The following is a 15,218-nucleotide window of genomic DNA, read 5'->3' as shown; positions in this document are numbered from 1 at the left end:
TCTATTATCTTTATAGAAGTACAGCAGGTTCCTGCCCACCAGTGATACATTTACATTACTGATAAAAGTCTTATTCAGCCATGCTTTGGGCAATGCATACCCAATTACCACCTCTCTCAGTTTTGCATAGGTCTTGCTCGTAAGCATACCTTCCTGGATCTGGCCATAATACTGGGTAGCCCAGGTTTGTACAGTACTGGTAGCGGTATTGGGTGCAAACTGCAATTCACTATAGTTGGTAATCTTTCCGAAATTGTCATACTTAATCGCAGCGCCATTAGATACCTGTACGCCTTTGCCCACATAGGTACCTTTATAGCTGCTCACACCTGCATTCGCATCATCATCCAGGCGGGATTTACCGATCGCACCTTCTACAGTAGCGATATTGGCGCCCCCCTGCATAGTAAGCGAATACAATCTGTTACTGATCACACCGCCTACGTTACCGTCAAACTGGAAACTCAGTGTTAGCTGTTTATAACGGAAAGAGTTATTAATCGCCCATTGAAAATCTCCGTTCATATGCCCCAGAAACTGGTTCACCGGGTTTTTCAATGGCTTTCCACCTGCATCGTAGACGATCTGTCCATCAGGTGATTTCACAAAACCGGTGTTGTACAATTTATCCGTTCTGTCTCCTTTCCTGAAAAAGGTATTGTAATAAGTCTGACCCGGAGGCAGCTCTTCATATACATCTTTGAAGGTAGACCAGTTCACAAGTACATCCCATGAAAAGTCTTTAGACTTGATGGCTGTACCATTCAATGTAAGTTCATACCCTGTCTTCCTCGTCTTCAGTGCATTGATATAATACCCGGTATATCCTGAAGCAGGAGATACTGCATTTTGCAGGATCTGCGGACCATCTATATATTGAAAAGCAGTAGCGCTAAAGCCCAGCCTGTTTTGCAGGAAACGGATATCAAATCCTTCTTCAAAATTCACGCGGTTAAACGTCTTGATGTTTGGGTCAAAAATATTAGTGGATGAAGACGCGGCAGTTACATTATTATAAGGCTTGGAAGTAGCATAGACAGCCTGAAGGGAATAGTCAGGACCATTGTATGGGCTTAGGTAATTGATACCATATTGAGAAAAGTTAGTCGTCAGGGTTCCCGCTGTAGATCCATTCAACTGTGTATAAGTGTTATAAGGGGTGGCGCCAATAGTAGCCGCAGTCGCATCGCCATGTACAGTGGCGTAGGAACCACGTACCTTCAGGAATGAAATAAAGTCAGGCAGTTTGATATAATCAGAGATAACAGAAGCTACAGCTACGCTGGGATAGAAGTATACGTTACTACCTTTGGGTAAAGCAGATGATTTATCCACTCTTCCGGTGAAGGATAAAGTAGCATACCTGCCAATTGTTGCATCCATAGAAGCATATGCACTCAGTACCCGCATGTCTGAATTGAAGTTGTTCGTCATCAGCGCATTCAGGGAGTTACTAAAGTTATACACCCTGGGAATTACCAGGTAGTCAGTAGAAGTAAAGTTGGAGCTATAAGTAAATTCCCGCCAGTTAGCCCCTACCAGGCCCGCCAGGTTTACCAGTGGTGTGACATTATAATTATAATTCAGCTGTACATCCGTATTGCTTTCAAACATGTTTCTCCTGTCTTCACGATAATCCCCCTGACCCAATGTTCTGGCATAAGTGTAAGCGCCCCATGGCATTTTTTCCGTACGCAATAAGTTATAGGTAGTTACCTGTGTACGGCCGGTTACATCCAGGTGTTTATCCAGCTTATAGTTTGCAGAAATGTACCCGTTTACATCGGTCTTGTAATGACCACGCAGCCAGTCTTCCACCATCATCCATGGGTTATTGTAATGCACATGCTCCGGGAACACAATTTTTACATCCTTATAGCCCGGCTGCCATTTACCCCTGATATCAGGGGAGGTTACACTCCATTCATCCCCTGTCCATACTGACAGATCATACACAAGACTATTAGGGCCATAGGTTACATCCGGGATATTCGGAGTATAGGTACGGCTAAAATTAAAATTGGTATTAAAGGTCAAACGGTCTGATGCCTTGTAAGATGCTGTGGCATTGAAGTTCACAATGTTCACACCTGTATTGGGCACAATACCTTCCTGGTGAGACTGGGATAAAGAAAAACGCATGGCATATTTCTCACCTGAAGCAGACAATGAAATGTTATTGGTAGTTTGAAAACCTGCTCTTAAAAAACGCTCCAGGTTGCCTTTCCCGTTTACATATCCTCTGTTCAGATACGGTGCAGGCTTAATATGCCCTTTATACACCTGGTTTCCGAAAGTAGTAGTATAGATATTATCAGCATCGTACTCACCATCATACTGAGGAATCAGCTGGCCACGAAAGCGTGGTCCCCACAGCTGGTACTGCGCATCCTGCAAGCCCCCGCCAAATCCATCTGCATAGGCATACAGCCCATACATGCCACCTCCATATTCATGCTGCACATGTGGAATTGCAATGAAACCTTTATCAATGGAATTGGTAGAGTTCACTTCTACCACAAAACCGCGTTTCGGGTTTGCCTTTTTGGTAGTAATCAGGATCGCACCATACTGTGCACGACTACCATACAAAGCAGCGGCAGCAGGGCCTTTTAGCACACTATAAGATTCAATATCGTCAGGACTGATATTCCAGGTATCACTACTGATAGGTACCCCGTCTACGACAAACAATGTAATCTGGTTACCACGCATTACCAGCGAAGGTGTACCCATCAATTCAGGGTTGGAAGCGACGGACAGGCCTGCGACCTTTCCAGTCAGACCTGTAACGGGGTTAGCGTCCCTGGCCTTTACCAGGTCTGCACCTTTTACTTCCTGCACAGCATATCCAATCTTCTTCAATTCTTTTTTCACACCCAATGCAGTAACCACTACTTCATTTAATCCTTTTGCATCTTCATGCAAACGGATCATAAGAGAGTGATTGCCCTCCTGTTTAATCACAAAACCTTTATAACTACCGGGCGCATAGCCCATGAAAGTAAAGCTCAGATCATATGTCTCTCCTACTATTAATTTTTTGAATTCAAATACGCCATGTTCATCAGATAAAGCAGCATACTTCTGGTGGGTGCGCTGGTTTTCTGCCTGCACACTTACACCGGGCAACAGGTCGCCTTTATCGCTCAGCACACTGCCTGTCAGTGCCTGTGCCCAGGCAGTCTGGCATACAAACAGGCATAGCAGCCAGCCGGCAAATTTCAAAGTGGTTTGTAATGGTCTCATACATAATGTTTGTTTAGTGCAAAAGGGGGTCCTTTGCAGATTGGTATATCTGCATTTCCCCACTATCATAAGGGCGATGTACTATTTATCTGATTACTACGGTATCATTTACCTGTGTCACAGTCAGTCCGTTCATCTGGCTGATTACCTGCAGGATAGTTTGCAATGAATCTGCTGGCATGACTGTGCCTGTAAAGTAGCTATGCTTCAGGGCGCCTGGCCTGTACTGAATCACCCTGTTGTATCTTCTGGACAATGCATCCAACACAACTGCTACAGGCGTATTATTGAACACGGAATCACTGGTGACTACTGTAGGTTTTTCTTCGTAACTATTTTCATTGTATACTAACTGTTGCCCTGGCTGCATGACTACTTTTTTCATTGATGCCTGTTGAACCGCTATTTTACCGCTATATAATGTTACAATTACCTGTTTCCGGCGTTGATCAATATTAAAGCTCGTACCTAATACAATTGTCGTCACAGCGCCTGCATATACCATAAATGGTGCATGTGCATCTTTGGTTACATTGAAGGTTGCCTTTCCTTGCAGGTAAACGGCTCTTTCTTTGTAACGGATACTCCCGTTTTTAAATAAGTATACGATCGTACCGTCTGCTAAGAGAATCGTATCTTTTTTATGCAGGTCGTTCTTATACACCTGCCATTGTGCCGTCTTTACTACAGGTGCCTGCAATGACGCCATCATAGCAGGTTTGCTATTCTTTTTTTGAAAGAGCCCTAAAGTCGCTAATACAGATACTACCGCAGCTGCAGCCGTCCACATCCACTTTTTCATGCGGGGCTGGCGAACGGTGTGCCTCTCAATCTGATGGTACATCGAGTCGCTCAGATCAGCTGGCAAAGCTGTATCCGCATCTGTCCCGTCCCAATCCTGTTGAAGAAATGCATCTAACACATCCGGGTGCTCGTCCAGGTAACCAGCTATGACCTGTGCTTCTTCTGCTGTACAAAGTCCTTTCAGGAACCTGTCTAGTTGCGCGTTAGTTATCTGCATGTATAGTTGACTTCAAAATTGTTTACGCATGCCGGTACACTCCTCCCCTGCTGTTAACATTTACTTAATACAAATCAGTAACAGGATGAGCAAATGCATCGATTTTACCTGGCGCAGGGCCTTGGTAATGTGGTCTTCTACTGTCTTTACACCAATAGATAAGTGGAGGGCGATTTCCTTGTTCGTAAATCCATGAATCAATCTTAATTGAATTACTTTCTGCCTCACGGGGGGTAAATGTGCAATGGCAGCATGCAGGTAATCCTGCTGCTCATAGGCCAGCAGTGCCTGTTGTGTACTGGCAGGTTGCAGGTTACTGAAAGAATCCAGTACTTGTTGCCGGTGGGTATAACGGCGCAGGTAGTCTATTAAAACGGAATTAGCTACAGTAAATAACTGTGTATCCAGGGTTCGGTCTTCCTTTAAAGTTTGACGGTATTGCCATAATCGGATAAATGTTTGTTGGGTCAGATCTCTGGCTGTATCATGTGTGGCATTTCTTTTCAGAAAATAGCGATAGACTTTCTTGTGTGTCAGGTCATACACCTGCTTAAACACCGTCTCATTGCCATCTTTCAATTGTAAGATCAACATGTTGCAACAGTATGGTGGCTGCAAGTTGAGAATAATTACTGACTCCTTACATTATCTTAATGTTAATACTTCCTGTCAGTCGTATAGCGTACTATTTCTTCCAATGCAGCTTTTACTGCTGTATTGTCAAAAGTATCCAGTATAGCCAACGCCTCATCTCTAAAGGCATACATGCGCTCAGTAGCATAGTCTAAACCACCACATTCCTTTACTATTGAAATAAGGTAAGCGATTTTTTCCCTGTTGGTATTCTGATGCCTGATAATGTATAATAATTCTTTACGTTGAGCCGGGGAACAATTGGCAATCGTATAAATCAGGGGCAGGGTTACTTTTTTTTCCTGGATGTCATTGCCCACTGGTTTGCCTACATCCTCTGTGCCATAATCAAACAGGTCATCCCTGATCTGAAAGGCCATTCCTACTTTTTCTCCGAACAATGCGATCTTTTCAACTATGCTTTCATCATTGGTGGCGGAAGCTGCTCCCGCTCTACAGGCTGCCTTTAACAGCGCTGCCGTCTTCTGACGGATGATGGTATAATAAACGTCTTCTTTTAAATTTAACTTCTTCGAGCGTGTCAGTTGTTCCAGCTCTCCTATGATAGTTTCTTCAATGGCATCCGAGAATATTTTCAGGATCTTATGATCACCTATCGAGAGGGATTGCAGCATCCCGTTTGAAAACATTACATCGCCCACTAATACAGCCGTCCGGCTTTTCCAGAGGGCGTTTACCGAGGCTTGTCCCCTCCTTTCCGACGCATCGTCTACGATATCATCATGCACAAGCGAGGCATTGTGCAATAGCTCTACCAATACAGCGGCCCTGTAACTCTGCTCAGTGATCCGGCCCGCCAGGTGTGCACTCAGCAATACAAATACAGGTCGTACCTGCTTGCCGGAATGTCGCAGAATGTAATCAGTGATCTTATTAAAAAGCGCACTATCTCCCTGCATCCATTCGCGCAAATATTGGTCAAAACGTATAAGGTCCCCTGTTAGTATCTTCTTCGCTAATTGCATAAAGTGCACCAAAGGTAATAAATTCTGTCAGCAGGTAAGCCAATCTGCGTCAGCTTACCTGCTGACAGCGATTCCTATTATTTTGCGCCGTCGATGGTACGCTGGTGATAGCTTGTTACCACCGGTTTATATTTTACATGCTCAATCTTTAGCACTACAGGGTTTGGCCACTTCCGATCTGTGTAAAACCGCTGACCGTTTACTGCACTGATAAAGAGTCCTACCGGGGTATTCTGGGAATAAATACCCGCATCAAAGTTTTCTTTGTATTCTACCAGCTGACTGGCATAGCCTAAAATAGACACTTTGGTCTGGGCATTCCCTTCCAGGGTGTGAAACACCATATCTTTTCTTTCTCCATATTTCCAGTCTTTCCCGCCCTGCACAAAGGCATAGACGGTGGTGGTATCGGCACCACGGGTGAACCATACGTTGCCTTCCTTAACAATATGCCAGGGGCGTACGCCTGTCACGGCCTCGTTATTGGCAAACTGCCACAGGGCCAGTTCACGCAACAGGGCTTCCTGTTCTATCTGGATTTCACCATCCGGCTTAGGACCTACATTCAGTAAGAGATTACCCCCTTTAGCCCTTGTTTCGATGAGCATATTGATCATCTCTGTGCCGGACTTCTGAGGGTCATTGGTGGGTTTATATTGCCAGTCAGTACCCATCGTGAAGCAGGCCTCCCATGGACCTGGCAATACGGCATCAGGTAGTTCCTGTTCCGGGGTATTCATTTGTCCCCGGGTCACAACAATATTAGGTTGCAGTTCCCAGGCATATTCTTTCAGACCTTCGGCAGGCCCGTCGAAAAAGATAAAATCTATCTTGCCATAATTACTTAAGAGTTCTTTCAGCTGTGCCTTGTCCAGCGCCATCAGGCCGGGATTCTTTTCCGGAAAATGCTGTGGCAGCTGCATTCTGCCTACAGGCACATGGTGCTCGTATAAGTAATTAAAATCTTCAGGAGAGAAATAGACACCGATCGCAATGCCCTGTTTACGGAAGGCATCAAAGATGGCTTTGGTTGCATCTTTTTTGAAAGGCGTATTCATGATATTGAAAGGCGTGGTCTTCGTATCCCACATACAAAAACCGGAGTGATGCTTGGTGGTGAACACCACATATTTCATGCCCGCCAGCTTAGCAAGCACGGCCCAGTCATCAGGGTTGAACTTATGTGGGTTAAAAGTTTTGGGCAATTCCTTTGTAAACCGCTCCAGGTATTCATCGGAGGCACCTGCCATACTATGGCTGATCACGGCACCCAGTTGGGCATCCACACTCCAGTGAATAAACATGCCGAGACCAAGGTCCATGAACCATTTTTCTTTTTCGGGGTCATTACTGGTTTTTTGAGCGGAAACGCTAAAGGACATGACAATACAGGCTAAAGCCAGCAATAATTTTCTCTGCATAATGGATCCAGTTGATAAGCAATGGATAATAATACAAAGAAAATCCCCGAAATGCAAGGGATTAAATACCGCTGGCCAATATTGTGATGGCTTCTTCCATTTCCTGCATAGTCAAAGAGGCAAACCCAATCCGGCAGGCATTTTTTGCCATATAGAATGAGCCATCGCTGATATAAACGCCCTGCTTTGCTGCATGGGCAGATAATGCTTTTAAGGGAACTTTGAATTGTGTCCAGATGGCCATGCCACCCATAGGCACAGAATATTCCACTATACCGGGCAGACGTGTATCCAGTAGCGTGGTCAGGTGCTGTAACCGGGTATGATATACCTTATTTGCCTTTTTGAGGTGGCGGGACATGTCTCCGTTTTTAATCAATATGGCCAGCGCATCTTCCATCAGGTGGTTGCCTTTCAGGTCCAGTAGTTTGCGAAGGTAAATACCCTGCTGAATAAAATCTTCAGCGCCTACCAGGAACCCGATGCGTACAGAAGCCGCCAGGGACTTGGAAAAGGAGCCGATATAAATCACTCTTCCCTCATGCTGTCCACTGGCCAGTGGCAGGTAGGGAGAAGAATTATAGTGAAAACCATAGTCATAATCATCTTCAATGATGGCAAAGTTGTATTGTGCTGCCAGTTCCAGCAGGTGCATTCTCCTGGCAGGACTCAGGGTTACAGTGGTTGGATGGTGGTGGTGAGGAATAACATAGAGCATGCTGACAGGATGTTTTTTACAGATAGCAGCTACGGCATCGGTATCTATACCCTGGTCATCTACCGGTACAGTAATAAGGTTCGCTCCCAGGTGCTGGAATAACTGGCTGGCAGTATTATACCCGGGGGTACCTGCAATCACATTGGAGCCGGGCGTAATGGTGAGGCGCGCAGCAATGTAAATGGCCATTTGGGCGCCATGGGTAATGAGGAGATTGGGGAGATCGGCCTTGATACCTCTTGTTTCAGAGAGATAATCTACCATAGCCTCCCGCAGGCTTTGCGAACCTGCTGTAACCGTACCGGTCACCGGGTTTTTATATTTAAATTTTAGCAGGCTCCGGTATTCCCGCATCAGCAGGTCCAGGGGAGCTAAGCGGGTATCTGGCCAGCCATCGTCTATGATGAGGCGAAAAGGTGTATTGGGAGGATAAATACTCCCCTGGTAATCGGGTGTCAGCACATTGAAGGGAGCACACATCTTTTTGCCGTAGCCGCTGGTGCCCTCTTGTTGCCATTCACGGGGTTTTAGTTCCGGCAGGTTGCCGGCTACATAAAATCCTTTCCTGGGGGTGACCAGGATCCATCCCTGGATCTGTAATTCACTATATGCCGCAACGACCGTTTTACGGTGTACATCCAGGATTTCAGCCATCTCACGGGTGCCTGGCAGGGCCGTTTCGGGCTTTAAGATGCCATTTTTAATATGCTGGGTAATAGCGTTGGCGATCTGCCTGTAGACAGGCAGGGCTAAGGTCTTGTTCAGTGGGATGAGGGTCTGAAATGGCAGCATCTGGACTACTTTATATTTTAAAACTGGAACACAAAGATAGTCCTGGCAAGCTGTAGTTTTGATAAGTAAACCAGAAAAAATATGCACATCCATTACAAAACAGACACAGTTCCGGCTACGCCTGATATTATTGAACTCTATGACAATGCGGTATTGAAAAGACCTACTGCGGATGCGGAGCGGATAGCTAAGATGTATGAAAACTCAAACCTGGTAGTCTCTGCGTGGGATGGGGAAAAATTGGTAGGGGTAGCGAGATCTGTGACTGATTATTGTTATTGTTGTTATCTATCGGATCTGGCAGTGAGTAAAGATTATCAGACGGCAGGGATTGGGAAACAATTGGTAGCATTGACACAGGAAGCGATAGGGCCGAAGACTATGTTGTTGTTATTGTCGGCGCCAACGGCGATGGAGTATTATCCTAAGATTGGGATGACGAAGCTGGATAATGCGTTTTATATACCGAGAAAGGAATAGTAAAGGGATCGCCTGCTACACTGCCGGAGACCACCAATCCGCCCAATCAGGCGTCAGCCTGAAAAAAACTGCATCTTCCTTGCTGCCGCAGGCCAACCCTACGCAGCCCTCACATTCCGTAGAACTACGGATCATTTTCCGTACTTTCCCTCTACCCACCTTCCTTCCGCCATTCTATCTTTGCTTCAGTTTAGTTCTCATCAAAGTTGATGCACCTGCTGACAGCACCAACAAAGGACCGACGGCTAGTAACCGTCGGCCTCTTTTTATTAATATTCTCCACTCGCACCACCGCCACTGGCACTCCCCCCACCAAAATCAAACCGATCCTTGCCAGGTGCACCCGTCTTAAATGTCTGTGAAATCAAAATAGACTCAACCTGCAATGCCTCCAGCGTTCCTTTCTCATCATCTTCTTCAGAAGTAAATCCATTCTTCGGCTCTTTCAGATATTTGATAACCCCATAAGCCAATAAGATCATAATTAATCCCCCCACAGTCATCGCGACTTCCAGCGGGGCCACACTATGATAATACCTTACCGTAAACACGATGGCTGCTACCAATATCAATCCCACCCGGATCAGGACCTGATCTTTATTCCTGATACCAAAGTATAAATACACAAAAGGGGTTGCAACAGTCAACACCCAAAAGATCAATCCCATTGGCAACATTGGCATCACAACCGTATGCCATCCAGGCCCACCAAAGTAATATAATTCATAGAATGTACTCACCACAAAAAGGTTACCGCCCGCATACAGCGTGAGCAATGCCAATGCCTGCATTCCCTTCATCACACCCTTATAATGCCTGAATGCCTCTTCCTGCACCAGCTTTTTCAACAGCCAGTACAGGGCAAAAGAAACCCCAATGATCACAAATGGCAGCACCCACCGCAGCGACTGCAGAATTTCTATCAAAGTATACAACAAAGCCAGTTGTGCCACCCAACCCATCACCTGGTCGGCAAACCGCAGGAAAAACCAGGTAGCTGTTATTAGAACAAATATACCTATCCCGACAGGGTTCATGCTCCCACCCAATAACAGCACTCCACCTATCAAAGCGCTTCCACTCATCCACATCAGCGCTGCATCTGCACCTGACTTATAGTGCTTTTTTTCTTTAACCAACAGCTCCAATACAAAATAAGCACCAATGGCAAAAAAGAGATTAATACCACCAAATACAGATTCACTGGCACCTCCTAACATTATTAAACAGAGGAACCCGTAAGAAAATATACCTATAATCAGCGTCAGGATAAACAATCCTATCCGCAAATACATATTGGGAGTGTACAATTCTACAGGGTAGGCCGCTTTGATATTACTCAGCTCCTCCTGGGTGATCAATTGTTTCCTGAAAGCCTTTTCCGCTTCAAGGACCATATCCCTGTTATCCAGCTGTTGTTTATTGTAGGCTATCATGTTTGATCTTTTTATTTGAGTTAACAAGGAATATAATCAATCCAATGGCAGATGCAATGAAATACAGGATACCCGCATATACGCCACCAATACTATCTGTGAGGAAGAGCAATCTCACAACTACATAAGACAATCCCACATAGCCATACAATGCCATCATCAGCAGAAAATAAAAGGAATGATGCTTCAGGGCCTCTCTGTATATGTAATAACTGATCCCTATCTGAATCACAAACCAGATCAGGTAACTGGCATCTTCTTCATAGGAATTAAAACCCGATTTAAACATAGCGGCCACACAAGCCAGCAGCATCAGGTGCATTCCGAAGTTGCGATAGGTAAAGCCAAAGTGAGGCTTTTTACGCAGGTAATGGGTAAAGTAATCTACCACCAGCAATGCGCCACCCAATAACAATCCTGTAATAATCAGGTGCATGTTTATGTACATCGTGCCTTCAATAAACGTCAGGGGTGAAACATTTACACCCAGCCATGCAGCCAGGTTCGTAATTGCCAGACTCAAAACGCCTAAATGATCGAAATAATAGGCGCTGAAAAACAACACGATCAATGGAATAAAAGTAGCCGTGCCATAATGGAACTTAAATACGCCATAAGCCCCCTGCAGGTAGGTGATAAAAGTGATGAACAACAAACACCCTAACAGCAGAATGTAATCGAAAAATGGATTGGGAGCAGGAACCTTTCCCCATAAGAAAGGCAATTTTTTCCGGAAGCAATAATAAAAACAGCCTATGCAGGCCAATGCAATTGCTAACAGTACAACCTGATGGCCAATGGTATCAATATTTTTTACAACAAGGATACCTAATCCCCCACTTAATAACAGTACTCCCAAATAAAGAATGGTCTTCAATTCCCAATGGAGGCTAAACAATTTTTTCTCGGAGGCAGCACGGATGTTGGACATTGACCCGGGGGAGATCAAACCATCCTGCTCCAGTTTCCCGAACATGCGAATATTCATTCGGGAAAAATATAACATTAAGTTCATATAAAAAAGGAATAGCGGAATATGAAGGGTATATCAGAATTCAACTAACTCATTGACACTCTTCCGAAAACTAGTTTGGATAAAAGAAAATTTTAATCCATCAGTAAATTTAACCTAGCTTTGCAACCGCAAAACCAGCGACCACCCCAGATATATCTCACCTCTCTGAGTGTACTAATGCCCACTCGGAATAACCCTAAAACCGGATATATTGGACGCTGTAAATTCAATTGACCTTCTGTCTGAACTAGTCTGTAATATCAGCATTAAAGATGCTCCGCTGATTACGCAGGATGAGTTTGAAGAACAGAAGACCAAAATCAAAGACTATGAAAAAGACATTCAGGTTGCCATTTTTAACAAGGCAGTATTATTATCGTCTCCTCAACATTACAATGACTTCATATCGTCCTATTCAAGAGTACTATCTCATCTTGAAAACTGCCTGATAGAAGCCCTTCCCGACGTTTCCGAAAATACCGGCGAAGGCTCTTTCACCGTGTACTTATTAAACTACACATTATCAGCGGTTCAAAGACTAAAGCTCTTTATCGACAACCGCTTCTTCCATACTTCTGGTGGAACACCGGACCCCGATAAACCCCTTACCTGGGAAAAACTCAAATTGAATATTGCCGTATCAGTTATTGCCACGCTCATGTCTGCATTTGTGCGGTCAGGCGATCATGTTTCTATTAAACAGGAAACAGCAGTCATGCGTTTTGCTATACAGCTTTTCAGCTCTAAGCAGGCGGATGAAATAGCTTTTAAAAGTTTTCAGAACCATTACCGGATGCCCGAGCGGGCGGCGATAGCAAAGGCGATTGAGATTCTGAAGGGAATGATAAATTGGCTGAGAGACCTTTGATATGATAAACATAAGACAGTTCGCAAGGGTGATACAGCCCTTGCAACTGTTTTGTTTTTCTCCCTTCAGGAGGATGTTACTTTTCTCCCGGTTGCACACCCCTCCACAACTATTCTCCCATCCCTCAACTTCCTTTCTTTGCATAAAACCCAAACTCATATGAACAACAAACAAAAGCTATTCACCCTATCTCTCCACCAACAAGCATCCAACTGGCACAAAACACTACACCTCCGCCTCATCACCAAAGGCAACAAACCATCTACTTTCCGCCTGGTCATTCTCCTCCTCCTCAATTACCGCCATATTCCCAGATATTCCAACTTCAACATCACCATCAATTGTTACCACATCAACAGTCATCCCAAACCCTCTTTCGATAAATCATCCTTCAACTGACCAAACTTTTCATTTTTTGCCACATTCAAATCCAAACGACAAGCCGGGTATTCTTACCTGGCTTTTTCTTTGAAAATAGTTTTCCACTTTCCCGAATCTTTTTTATCAAAACAATTCCCTGATTATCAAATCAATACCAAGGGTTATGCACCCACCTGCAACTATTCCCGCATTGTACTTTTCAATTCCTTTGTAGCGTAGTTAACAAATACTCCGATCCACTCAATATTATATTAGGGGTTAAATGTATAACAGACATGTCAGGTACTCTTGCCAGACATCCATCATTTTTCACGCATAAGTATAAGCCCGGCACTCCTGCCGGGCTCAATATGAATAATTGATTTGCAAAATGTATTTTTATTATTACTTTTAAACGGCCAGTCCAAAATTTTCCGTAACTGTATTATGCATAAAATTCCACATAGTGATGTTGATTTGTTGAAACTGATCGCTCAGGGAGACCAGCATGCATACCAGCTTATATTTGAAAAATACTGGGACTCCATCTATAATACCGCCCTGCTCCTTACCAAATCGCCCGCTTTTGCCGAAGACATCGCACAGGATGTATTCGCTATGCTCTGGGAAAAACGTACTACCCTTCCCACCATCGAAAAGGCCCAGAGCTTTCTCTTCGTCACTGCCCGCAACATCATCTACTCCCGCTTTCGCAAACTAGCCAGCGACAAAGCTTACAGGCAATACATCCAGCATTGCTTCCAGGAACAGCAAGATACCAGCGCACACGAACAGGCCGAATACCGGGAACTGGAACAAACCATTCTCCGCACCATTCACAACCTCTCTCCCCAACAGCAAAAAGCTTTCAGACTAAGCCGTTTCCAGGGCATGCAGCACAAGGAAATCGCCCAAAACATGGGGCTATCCCCTCTTACCATCAAGAGCTACATTGTTCAGGCCATCGTTACCCTCCGCAGGGCACTGGCAAATCATCCCTCCCGTTCCCTCATCATACTGTGGACACTTTCCTTCTTCCTATAATTTTTTTTCAAAATACCACCTCCCTCTATCCAGGTTGTACGTCTTTACCTTGTTATGGATCAGAAAACCTTTTCAATCCTGCTGGAAAAATACCTCAGGGGAAACATCTCCCAGGACGAAGTCAACAGTCTGCTGAACTCCCTGGACGATGATGCCATGCGGCAACAATGGGAGCAGGCCATCGCCGGTATGCTTACCAGTCAATCCAAACCCCGCTCTGTAAAACTTTATGCCGTAGCAGCTACCCTGTTAGCACTACTGGTCACCGGCATTTTCTTTTTTACCAACAATAGCCATCCCGCACAAAAGCTCCAGGCTACCACCCCCACACACACCATCACACCCGGTAGCAACAAGGCCACCCTCACCCTTGCCGATGGTAGCCAGATCAGCCTGGACAGCGCCAGCAACGGCGCCATTGCCCACCAGGGCAATGTACAGGTCATCAAACTGAACAATGGTCAACTCGCTTATAAAGCCGACGCAACAGCTACAAACGAACTACATTATAATAGCCTGGTCACACCCAGGGGGGGACAATTCATGATCATCCTGCCAGATGGCTCCAAAGTCTGGCTCAATGCCGCCACGACGCTCAGGTATCCCACCGCTTTCAGGGGCAAAAGCCGGGAAGTACAACTGAGGGGCGAAGCCTATTTTGAAATAGCACCCAACGCCCAAATGCCCTTCACCGTCAAAGTAAACAATATGGAGGTGAAGGTCTTAGGCACCCATTTCAATATCATGGGCTACCCCGACGAAAACAGTATTCAGACTACGCTGCTGGAAGGCACCGTGCAGGTACGACACAATGCCGCCAGCATACGCCTCAATCCGGGACAACAGGCATTCCTGCAAGGCGAAAACATGACGGTTAAAAAAGATATAGATGTCGATGAAATAGTCGCCTGGAAACACGGCTATTTCCATTTCAACCACGAATCACTACCCGGCGTAATGCGCCAGATAAGCCGTTGGTACGACGTAGAAGTAATTTATGAAGCAAACATACCTGAAAGGGAATTCGGGGGAAAAATCGAACGCAATAGCAGCTTAAACGACGTTTTGAAAATACTTGAACTCAGCAATGTACATTACAAAATCAAAGAAAGGAAAATAATAATCACATCATAGTTATGAAAAAATAGTACTTACTGCCCGACAAAAAATAACCGGAGCTGATTGCAGTCTGCCC

13 protein-coding genes are annotated in these 15,218 nt (G+C 45.0%); 5 read left to right on the top strand and 8 right to left on the bottom strand.

Annotation, left to right across the window (positions count from 1 at the left end; genetic code table 11):
• The 6 genes from ABDW16_RS26255 to ABDW16_RS26230 form a co-directional block, all read right to left on the bottom strand.
• The coding region (locus ABDW16_RS26255; RefSeq protein ID WP_343673939.1) for a SusC/RagA family TonB-linked outer membrane protein at positions 1 to 3,249 on the bottom strand (3,249 nt) is incomplete at its 3' end.
• A gap of 85 nt (positions 3,250 to 3,334) precedes the next feature.
• Positions 3,335 to 4,270, bottom strand: a complete 936-nt coding sequence (locus ABDW16_RS26250) for a FecR domain-containing protein (RefSeq protein WP_343673938.1) — start codon at positions 4,268 to 4,270, stop codon at positions 3,335 to 3,337.
• 60 nt (positions 4,271 to 4,330) lie between these two features.
• A complete protein-coding gene (locus tag ABDW16_RS26245; protein ID WP_343673935.1) occupies positions 4,331 to 4,864 on the bottom strand; it encodes an RNA polymerase sigma factor in 534 nt (177 codons plus the stop codon).
• A 62-nt stretch (positions 4,865 to 4,926) separates the two neighbouring features.
• Positions 4,927 to 5,889, bottom strand: a complete 963-nt coding sequence (locus tag ABDW16_RS26240) for a polyprenyl synthetase family protein (RefSeq protein WP_343673934.1) — start codon at positions 5,887 to 5,889, stop codon at positions 4,927 to 4,929.
• A 77-nt stretch (positions 5,890 to 5,966) separates the two neighbouring features.
• Positions 5,967 to 7,310, bottom strand: a complete 1,344-nt coding sequence (locus ABDW16_RS26235; RefSeq protein WP_343673933.1) for an alpha-L-fucosidase — start codon at positions 7,308 to 7,310, stop codon at positions 5,967 to 5,969.
• Between the two features lie 61 nt (positions 7,311 to 7,371).
• Positions 7,372 to 8,820 (bottom strand): PLP-dependent aminotransferase family protein, encoded by a 1,449-nt coding sequence (locus ABDW16_RS26230; RefSeq protein ID WP_343673932.1) that lies wholly within the window; start codon positions 8,818 to 8,820, stop codon positions 7,372 to 7,374.
• 81 nt (positions 8,821 to 8,901) lie between these two features.
• Here ABDW16_RS26230 and ABDW16_RS26225 point away from each other — a divergent pair, with 81 nt between their 5' ends.
• Entirely contained in the window at positions 8,902 to 9,300 is a 399-nt protein-coding gene (locus ABDW16_RS26225) for a GNAT family N-acetyltransferase (protein WP_343673930.1), read from the top strand.
• 269 nt (positions 9,301 to 9,569) lie between these two features.
• On the opposite strand, the gene ABDW16_RS26220 is transcribed toward ABDW16_RS26225, so the two are convergent.
• Both ABDW16_RS26220 and ABDW16_RS26215 read right to left on the bottom strand, forming a co-directional pair.
• Positions 9,570 to 10,736 carry a hypothetical protein gene (locus tag ABDW16_RS26220; RefSeq protein WP_343673928.1) on the bottom strand — a complete coding sequence of 389 codons (1,167 nt, stop codon included), beginning with the start codon at positions 10,734 to 10,736 and terminating at the stop codon, positions 9,570 to 9,572.
• On the bottom strand, positions 10,720 to 11,724 hold the full coding sequence (locus ABDW16_RS26215; protein WP_343673926.1) for a DUF2157 domain-containing protein: 1,005 nt from the start codon (positions 11,722 to 11,724) through the stop codon (positions 10,720 to 10,722). The genes ABDW16_RS26220 and ABDW16_RS26215 overlap by 17 nt, the downstream gene beginning before the upstream one ends.
• 238 nt (positions 11,725 to 11,962) lie before the next feature.
• Between ABDW16_RS26215 and ABDW16_RS26210 the strand changes: the two genes are divergently transcribed.
• From ABDW16_RS26210 to ABDW16_RS26195, 4 genes are all read left to right on the top strand, one after another.
• A complete protein-coding gene (locus ABDW16_RS26210) occupies positions 11,963 to 12,619 on the top strand; it encodes a hypothetical protein (RefSeq protein WP_343673925.1) in 657 nt (218 codons plus the stop codon).
• A gap of 159 nt (positions 12,620 to 12,778) precedes the next feature.
• Positions 12,779 to 13,018, top strand: a complete 240-nt coding sequence (locus tag ABDW16_RS26205) for a hypothetical protein (protein ID WP_343673924.1) — start codon at positions 12,779 to 12,781, stop codon at positions 13,016 to 13,018.
• A 408-nt stretch (positions 13,019 to 13,426) separates the two neighbouring features.
• Positions 13,427 to 14,023 (top strand): RNA polymerase sigma-70 factor, encoded by a 597-nt coding sequence (locus ABDW16_RS26200; RefSeq protein ID WP_343673922.1) that lies wholly within the window; start codon positions 13,427 to 13,429, stop codon positions 14,021 to 14,023.
• Between the two features lie 54 nt (positions 14,024 to 14,077).
• Positions 14,078 to 15,157, top strand: a complete 1,080-nt coding sequence (locus ABDW16_RS26195; RefSeq protein ID WP_343673920.1) for a FecR domain-containing protein — start codon at positions 14,078 to 14,080, stop codon at positions 15,155 to 15,157.
• Positions 15,158 to 15,218 lie beyond the last annotated feature (61 nt).

Origin of the sequence: Chitinophaga sp., assembly GCF_039596135.1 — a bacterium.
Taxonomy (GTDB): domain Bacteria; phylum Bacteroidota; class Bacteroidia; order Chitinophagales; family Chitinophagaceae; genus Chitinophaga.
Note: the sequence above shows the minus strand (reverse complement) of the source record. Positions and strands in the feature narration are given on the sequence as shown.